3 protein-coding genes are annotated in these 9383 nt (G+C 42.1%); all 3 read right to left on the bottom strand.

Annotated elements, in window-relative coordinates:
* Nucleotides 1–1441 precede the first annotated feature (1441 nt).
* A complete protein-coding gene (locus tag ASE55_RS13360) occupies nucleotides 1442–1849 on the bottom strand; it encodes a VanZ family protein (protein WP_238585053.1) in 408 nt (135 codons plus the stop codon).
* Nucleotides 1794–2171 carry a glycine cleavage system protein GcvH gene (gene gcvH / locus ASE55_RS13355; protein WP_027387050.1) on the bottom strand — a complete coding sequence of 126 codons (378 nt, stop codon included), beginning with the start codon at nucleotides 2169–2171 and terminating at the stop codon, nucleotides 1794–1796. The genes ASE55_RS13360 and gcvH overlap by 56 nt, the downstream gene beginning before the upstream one ends.
* Before the next feature lie 110 nt (nucleotides 2172–2281).
* On the bottom strand, nucleotides 2282–9325 hold the full coding sequence (gene sprA, locus ASE55_RS13350; RefSeq protein ID WP_082474546.1) for a cell surface protein SprA: 7044 nt from the start codon (nucleotides 9323–9325) through the stop codon (nucleotides 2282–2284).
* Nucleotides 9326–9383 lie beyond the last annotated feature (58 nt).

Genomic DNA, 9383 nt, shown 5'->3' with positions numbered 1-9383 from the left:
TTTTCAATGATCTCTTTTCTTCCGCTWYCCCGGCTACCCTTTTCTGTCGTTGGGCTTTGCCGTATTTGCGTGTGCAAAAGTAAAACTTTATTTCTAATCCACCAAATGTTTTTGAAGAAATTTTAAAGTTTTTTTGTTAACCCTAAACCCTTCTCTACACMTCCAACTCCTCTACTCCTGCGCTCCCGTTTTACCGGACTGCAAAGATACAAATCTTTTTGTCTTTTCCAAATTTTATTTAATTAAAATCTTAAAAAGTTTTCCCGATCCGTACCCCATATAATTGCCTGAAGCAATCACATAATGTAGATGATTAGTCCTTAATGTTCAGCTTATCTAAAAGCTCCTTCTGCGCTACTGACTTAACTCTCGNTCTACTCCTGCGCTCCCGTTTTACCGGACTGCAAAGATACAAATCTTTTTGTCTTTTCCAAATTTTATTTAATTAAAATCTTAAAAAGTTTTCCCGATCCGTACCCCATATAATTGCCTCAAGCAATCACATAATGTAGATGATTAGTTCTTAATGTTCAGCTTATCTAAAAGCTCCTTCTGCGCTACTGACTAACTCTCGTTTTCAGTGGGGCAAAGATAGAAACTTCAGCCCTACTACCCAAATATATTTAACGTAAAATTTACTTYCTGTTCAYCTTAAAACCCAMTTTGTGGGTAATTACAGACTTATATTATTAACTTCTACACCGTTACAATAAAACCAGACTTATCCACAACAATCAAATAAAGCTTCTGAGCATCACCTGAATGTTAATGAAGTGAGGCTGTTCCAGGTCTAAACAGGAAACAAAGGATTTAAACAGGGCTTATAGGCGTAAAAGAAAGTTCGGTGAAGTAGGTGTTTCCGGTTCTAAATGGAGAGTCAGTTCTTTAAACAGGCTTTATAAGTGTAGAAGAAGTTCAAGGAAGCAGGCTTTCCGGATTAAGAACATCTAAGAGAATTGTATAACCTAAACTTTAATAGAAACCTTATAGGTTTTCAAAACCTATGAGGTTTGAGTGAACATGATTAAGTAGTATACTTATTATATATATAAGGTATGCTATATATAAGACTATATAAAGCATACAATACATAAGAATAAAGTATCCTAAAACCACCCCGTCAAAAATCCTGTGGATTTTTGACACCCCTTCGAAGGAGGGGAAGTTCTAATGCAGGGATTATTGACAAGGACTGATGAGAGTTAATTAGAATGATAATAAGGGATGCTGAATGTAGCGGATTATAAGAACCATTATTATGGAACCAACTAAATCCTAGCCCCGATAGAAACGGCTACCCCGCAACAAGAAAAGGACAAGCAAAGGAAAATGCGGTGGCAAGCCCGGCGTGAGGAGTAAGAGTGGATAGCGGGATTAAGCTCCCAAGAAAAAATTATGAAAAATAAAGCAGCAAGTGAAATAAGAGTATTCTTTTATGCAATCAGAAAAAACGCTTGATCAGCATTTTATATACAGCATACCCGATCAGGCAGCCGATGGTATCTGCAACGACATCCAAGGCTTCCATTGATCTTCCGAGCCCCATTTTTTCCTGAAGAATCTCGGTAACGAATGCATAGATCAGAATGATCTGAAAGAAATAGGAAAATTTGATCCTGGGAAAGGCAGCAATGAAACAGAATCCCAGCATGGCAAATATGCTGACGTGCAAAACTTTGTCGATCCCGCTGAACATGAACCAGTATTCATGGTTTTCTTCTCCGGGCCTTAGAAGCATATAAGTAAGAAATGCCCAGTAAACGGGCAAAATCTTACTAAATATGTCTGAAATCTTATCCAATGATTTCCTGGTATTCTTCTGCAGAAAGCAATTCTGAATGATCTGCACCTTCAGCAACTTCTAATTTAATGATCCATCCGTTTCCATAAGGATCTGTATTCAATAATTCAGGCTGGTCTTCCAAATCTGAATTGAACTCAATTACTTTCCCTGCAATAGGTAAGAATAGATCTGAAACTGTTTTTACAGCTTCTACACTTCCGAAAACGGCACCTCCTTCCAGTTCATCATCTACAGTATCTATATCTACATAAACGATATCTCCAAGCTCGCCCTGTGCGAAGTCTGTAATACCGATGGTCGCTACGTTACCTTCGATCTTGATCCATTCGTGATCTTTCGTGTACTTTAATTCTGATGGTGTGTTCATTTTTAAATTTTATTTTGTACAAATGTATTCAAAATTCTATAAGGTTCAAATATCGGATATAAAAAATGTCCTCCAAAACTGAAGGACATATCTATTTATTTTTGTTCTTATTAAAAACCTCCTGAATCCCCGAAGGTAAACGTTGCGGAAATACCAGCTCTTACCGTTGACAGCGGGAAGGCTGTTGAGATTTTATATTTGGAAGTCATCTGCTCGTAGAATACTCTCAGGTTCAGATTTTCGGAAACATTGTAGTCTGCGGAAACCTTGATATTCATCAGCCTCTGGCCGCCTGTTATCTGGGAATCATCCAGCAAGATATTGGTTATGCTTGTTCTGCTGTCTCTCAGTGAAAAGTCTCCCCTGATATTCAGGTCGGTGCCTTTGCCTTTTCCTCTTCCTCTCACATTGGTCATTCCCAGTCTGAAATTCCTGATGATGTATCCTACCCTTACGACATATTCACTGTTTGAATCTTCCGTTAAGGTATGGTTCACCAATCCTAATAACAATGTCCGTAACCTGTTGTACTGAATACCCAGCTGGATATTGTTTCTCATGGTCATATCAACACCGATCAGCGGCGAGAAGTTCTCAACATAACCTACCTGAGCGAAAGTAAACGGATTGATGTAATCATCATTGATGTCTCTTCCTGAGCTCGTAAGTGAATTCAGCCTGTTGAAATAATCGATACTTGACTGGATTCCCGTTGCCGTATAGGTTGCCTGATACGCATGCAGGATATCAAATTTCGAGAACTGCCCGTTAATGATAGGAACATTCCTCAACCCTGAATACGTAATCCTCCAGTTCGGAATCGGAAGCCCTGCTTTTTTAGGATTATCCATCATTTTTACCGTCTTTCCTTCCACTGCTGCACGGAATGCCGGAATTAAAATATAGGCATTTGAAATTCCGTACCCGTCTTTAAACCCGTCCGGCTGAAGCGCTCCGGGCATCTGCTGTGACAAAGTCCTGGCATTTTCCCTGATGGCCTGATAAATGGCCGTTCCGTCCTGGAATGCTGTTTTCAGAAGCACCACAGAATTGGTATAGGTAACCAGATCATTGGCAAAAGTATAATCCGGATTTGAAAGTCCGGTCACCGGATCCCGGTAATTAAACCCGGTATGGGTAAAGTTCCGGTTGTAATTATGTATCGCGCTGAGATCAATTCTCAGATCATTCATCGGCATCACCTGTAAATTGGCCCGCAATTCCCTGGTTGACATTCGGATGTAAGGATCGGTCATAAATTCTGAATCACTTACCCAGCCATTTTCCATTACTGCTCTTCTGATATCTGCCTGCGACCCCAATAGAAATCCTGCTGTAGGACCTCCTAAGGTCTGCCCGTAACCGTACCAGTTCGGAGCTGACAATAATCCCGGAAGTACGGTTCCGTTGTTTTCAGAGTAATTAATATCCAGCTGCTTGAATGAAGTCAGCAGATAAGCCATGCTCTGAAGCGGAGTCAGCCTGTTTTTAAATTTATACTTTTTATAAGCGTACCTGTTTTTCTCCCAGGCCTGGGTGTAGGCATTGTTCAGTGAATCCACTTCCTGCTTACGCTTCTGCAGTTTGGCAGAAAGGTTCTTGAAATATCCGAACTGGCCGAAGAATTTCGTGAAGTCTGCTGATCCCGTTACCTGAATCACGTTGGTATTCTGACCGATTGATCCTAAACTTCCGTCCGGACTTGCCAGTAAAACCGTGGATCTTGCATTCCAGTTATAGGTAAATCCGTATCCCACTTCCGCATCAATAAAATCCAGATAAGGAAGATACTGGAACGGCAGCTTATAATTCAGCTGTACCCTGTGGTTGTACAACACCGGCCTCCCGGCTCTGAATACGTTTCCGAAAATGGACGTGTTATCCATGGTATTGACATCCATATTGTCATTCAGGGTTCTTGTGGCAGAATTGATTTCAAGCTTTAAAGATTTTGTAAAGTTGAATCCTAAACCGTACTGCCATCCGAAATAGAAGTTCCTGTTCTTAAGCGCTCCGAAGTCATTTGCATAATTCCCGCTTAAGATGGCATCAATATTCCTGAATTCAAGTTCATTATAATTTCGGTCTACTTCCGTTCTGAAAGAGAATCTTGTCGGAACCGGGTTAAAGTTAAACTCTTTTACCCATCTCAGGTATTTGGTAGACTTCGCGGTATCGCTGATCATTTTGTTGAACGGACGGATTACCCACGGCTTGAATGTATAGTTGTAATCTACATACCCTCTCAGGTATTGCCTGTAGTTTCTTTTGGTATAAATATCCCTGTAGAAATCATCATTGTACACTGCTGTTACCGAAAGGTTTTCCACATCATAGAATTTTGGTTTTCTATTCTGGTTCATTCTTTCTTTATGCATGTTTACCACCCCGATACTTCTCTGCTGCGTATAGGTTCTTGCCACTTTTTTCAGCTCTTCTTTGTTAGCGGCTTTATTGAACTCAACATCGGTATCCAAAGGATTGTACTTCGGATCTTCGATGGTCTGAGAATAAGAATAGTTCAACGGGATCTTAACCCCTGTTTTTTCAGGTAATAATTTGTCTACATTCACTGCCGTGTTGATGCTGAATGCCGATTGTGTGGACTGGTTTCTTTCTGCCGGCTTGGAATCTATGTTTCCGAAACCTACAGAAGTATAGGATGCACTGGTATTTACCGTGGCAAAATCTCCGAGATTGAAGTTCAAGCTTGCGTTTCCTGCATACCCTCCGTCATTTTCGATTTCAGAAAGACGGATTTCATTGACCCAAAGAATTCTGTCAATAGATGCCGCATTGGGCTCGCCTCTCTGGTATCCGTTTCTTACCCCAATCATAATTGTAGTAATATTCCCCAGGCTCGGACGTCCCTTGATATATAATTTTCTAAAGGTCCCACCTTCATCAAATGAAGTATCCATGAGCCTTTTTGTAATATCATTAGGATTGTTTTTATCCCTTCTAATTTTAGCATCTACAAAATCCTGAATATTCAGGTCCACATCATTTTCCATCGGCCAGATTTCCATCGGTGCCGTTGCTGTTGTCGGTGTCATTTTCAATGCAGATTCATACTCATAGTAGTTATCTGTAGCATCACTTCCGAAACGGATAAAGAACTTGGTGTTTTTATCCAGACCAATTACTCTGTTGGTTGGATCCTGTGCGTGTACAAAAAGTTTAAGCTTCTTATATCTTCTCATATCAAGAGAAGTATTTTTGAATACCCCTTTTGCTTCTGTAGCCGCTAAATCTTTAACTTTTAAATATAATGAAGATTCATTTTGTCGTTGAGCTCCTGCATTTCCGCTCAGGATCTGCCTGTCGATTCCCGGAGGCAGTACGTAAGGAGGCTGGTTCAAGGCATTTTCTTCGATATTAACACTTCCTACTTCAAGGTTCCCAATGGTTGTATCATTATTTAATCCCTCATTGGTTGCAGGATCAGCCTGAGCATTCGTTCCGAAAACAGCAACATTCTTAGGATATTTTCTCCAGTCTGATCTTACAAGATCCATGGTACCGAATCTTAATGTGGATGTCTGATCGAAACCTTTTAACAGTAATCTTGCAAACCTTACATTGTTTAAAACTGCAGGATCAGCATCCCCCGCAGTGGTTACATACTTGGAAACCGGAATTCTGAATAAATACCATTTTACCTGTGAGGTCTGGCCATTCTGGAAGGTTGCCTGAACGGTCTTAATATCCACAATATTATTATCTGATCCTAAAGCTAAGCTTCCCGGAGCCAGATCCACTTCATACTGGTTATAGCTTTCACTCTGATCCAGGTTATAATCTTTATTGATGTCTTCTGCATCCGGAGTCTGGGAAGCCACTTCCAGAGAGTTGCTCTGTGAGTTGCCTTCAGGCCCTCTGAAATATTTGTATCTCTGGATAACAGACGAAGCCTGATTTCCCGTAAACCGGTCAGACATATAGAATACGAAATCATCCACCGCAGGGTCAACCAGATTGGTTACAGGGTTAATGAATGTATTTCCGAACAGCGCTGCTTCCTGGTCTGAACTTAATCCGTCATATCCTAAATCCTGCGCAATCCTGTCTGCTCCTTCACTGGAGAATGCATATAAAATCGGTGGCTGCTTAGGCTGGGTTCCCCAGTTTGAGTTTGTGGTAGTAGACGGAGCCGAAGCGGTAGGCAATCCGTTTTCATACTGCATCTGTCCATCTTTCAGAACATCCTCGGATACGTTACCTAACTGTAACAAAAGCTTTGGCGCGGTACCCAGTGTATTTCCATCGGCATACGGATCCATCATCCAGAATTCTACATATTCAATATTTGAATTCACAAAGTTGGAAACCGAGATCGGCCTCATGATGCCCGCCCATCGCTGTGCCGTGCTTTCTGTAGCAGAATTTGAGTTATAGGGTCCTTTTTCCGTAGGATAATAGGAAATATCAAAGGTGTTGGTATACGTCTGTTCCCCGGCAACAAAATCCCTGTTGTTGAAGATTTCAGAAAACTGCACCCTTCTTGAGGCATGGTTGGAAACCGACTGCGGCGTAATGCCTGCCGGCGCTTTTCCTCCTACTCCCCAGAATCTCGGGTCAATATTATACCATGACAGTAAACCTCTTCCGTAGCCTTCTGTTATATCATTATTTTTACCGGCTCCTGCAAAAAGAGGATCTGACTGGTTCCTTTCAGGCTTTGAAGCGAGGCTCCAGGCCGTCGGTTCCTTTAAGGTAATTTTTGAAGTGGTCTGTTCGAAATCATCAATATAAGACTGGTCATTGATCCCTTTATTGAGTCCCGGAAGCAGATAAGCGGCTTCCATTTTAAAGTTCAGGTTGGATGGCGCTTCTGTATTTACCAGCGGGATCTTATCTGTAAGTCTGGTTAGGAACGGAAGCTGGTTGTTGTACATCAAATTGATGCCGGCCATGGTGTTATTCACGGCTTCCTGTCCGTAATTTACTTTCTGGGTCAGCGGGGATTCGGAATAATTAACAACGGTTCCGCCTAAAATAAAGTTTTCATTAAACCGCCTTTCCAGATTCACTCCTAAGAACCGTTTTCTCTGGGTATTGAATGTCAGTTGGTTTTCCAGTGAAATATTGATCGCCTGACCGGATTGTTTTACCTGGTCATTAATAATTGTCACTGTTCCCAGCATGTAATCCACGGTATAGTCGATTCCTTCCGTCAGCTGCACGCCGTTTGCGGAAACTTTTACCGAACCCTGCGGGACATTGACAGCCCCTAAAGATATTCCCTGTCCCTGCGTTCCTTTGTAACGGCCTTCAATGGTATACCGCTGCGCAAGGTTGCTGGAGGTAGCCACCTGTTTCTGCTGGTCATACAGGTCTGAAAACACATACTGCGCATCATTACTCCCGATCACATTCTGAATGAAGCTACCGAAAGGCTGAACTTTGGTGAAGATCACCTTCCCGGTTTCAGGCCTGATGGTAATACCGTTGACAAAGTCGAAAATACCGTCTCCGGTTGACCCTCCGTTATTCTGTAAATCGCCGTTGGCATTCAGCCTGTCCCAGTTTAATAATTTAATTAAAGGCTGGCTCCTGATCTGCTCGTTATTGTTAACCGGAAGATAGTTTACCTTACCTCCGGATTGCGGATCCCTGTATAAAACGTTCAGGATAAATCCGTCCTGGTTTACCTGTCCGGCATCCAGCGAATAGATATTTTTCATCATCAGGTCCCACATCGGGGAAGAAGTCTTCACTGTTGTGTTCGGTTTTAAAAGCTTAGTCACCAAAACCGTACTTTCTTCGGAGAACTCCCCTACTTTATACACCTGGTTGCTTCCGTTTACCGTATAGGAAAATGAAACTCCCAAGAGCTGGTTGTCATTCAGCCTCTGGTTTAATGAAATATACCCTAACTGCGGCTGTACTATGTATTCGTTCTGATTTAATCTTCTGGCCTTCTTGTTAAAAATGAAATGTTCACCGTCCGCATACGGTTCCGTACCTCCGGAAGCAACCGGAAGGTTAGCGCCTTTAATGACATTATAAGCGGTACTTGCATCTCTCAGTCCCGGTAAACCGTTCACTGCAGAATACAGATTTAAGCCCGGCTGGTCATTATTCGGAAGAACGCCCGGCGCATCCCCCAAATCCCTGATCCCGACAATACTTTTCTGGTACTGCAGGTTGCTGTTCCCCTGATCCAGCACCCAGACTTCCATCCTGGTGATGCTTATTTTTGAGTTGATCTGAGGATAGTTCAGTAGGGAATTATCATAACTGTCAAGGAAATAATGTCCTATAAAGTAATGCTGGTTGTCTTCATAATCAATGGCATTCAGCTTGAAATCATTCATGACGCCGCCGCCCTGAACCGTGATATTCCTTGCTTCTCCCTGCTGTTGGGATAACACCACCGTTCCGTATGTTTTTCCCATCTGGAACTCGGTCTTAACCCCGAATAACGACTGTGAACCGCGTATCAAACTGGTTGACAGCGGCATATTCACATTCCCGAATTCTACTCTTTTGATGATTTTATCTTCTCCCCCTGCACTCGGTTTATCTACATCCTGAAGCCCTTTCTGCTGGAGGTCTTTCCAGCTTCCTTTAGCCTGCCAGACCAGGTTCATCCTGTTCTCAAAGGCAAAACCGCTCTGGGTATCGTAATTTGCTTTCAGCTGAAGGTTTTCCCCTACTTTACCCAGTAAACCCAATTGGATTCGTTGATCAATATCAAAGGTAAAGCTGGTTCTGTTCTGTGGAAGAATCAGCGGGTTGTCTATTTTCTGGTATAATCCGCCAAAGTCAAAAGAAGCATATCCTGAAGGGATAATTTCAATTTTATTGCTTCCGAAAATGGTTTCAAAAAGCCTGTTGTTGATCTGTAAGGAAGGAATCAGTCCTTTTCTGGCTGCATCACTTTTGTCTTTTCTGAACATCAGACTGTAGCGGTCTGATTTTTCTTTGTAATAGGCACGGGTCTGTTCCGCCATCATAAATTCCTTATAATCTTCAGGAGACATGGCAGTGGGTGGCCCGGTTATTGTATTTCCTACCATAGGATAGACGAAATACATCCCCGTTTTTATATCATAATAGGCCTCATACTGTGTAGGATCGGCCAACTGATAATCTTTTTTTATGATCGCTGTGTCACGGACCGGCGGTCTCTGCTGTGCAAAAGTCATTGCTGACACACATAAGAACGACAGGAACAAAAATATGTTGAGATACTTATTATTTGCC

The sequence above is a fragment of the Chryseobacterium sp. Leaf201 genome (assembly GCF_001421435.1).
GTDB lineage: Bacteria > Bacteroidota > Bacteroidia > Flavobacteriales > Weeksellaceae > Chryseobacterium.
This window is presented reverse-complemented; position numbering and strand designations above follow the sequence as displayed.

Bases quoted from the DNA above. Each gene is read 5' to 3' on its own strand.
- gcvH (WP_027387050.1), bottom strand. From the start codon at position 2,171: ATGAACACACCATCAGAATTAAAGTACACGAAAGATCACGAATGGATC.
- sprA (WP_082474546.1), bottom strand. From the start codon at position 9,325: ATGACTTTTGCACAGCAGAGACCGCCGGTCCGTGACACAGCGATCATA.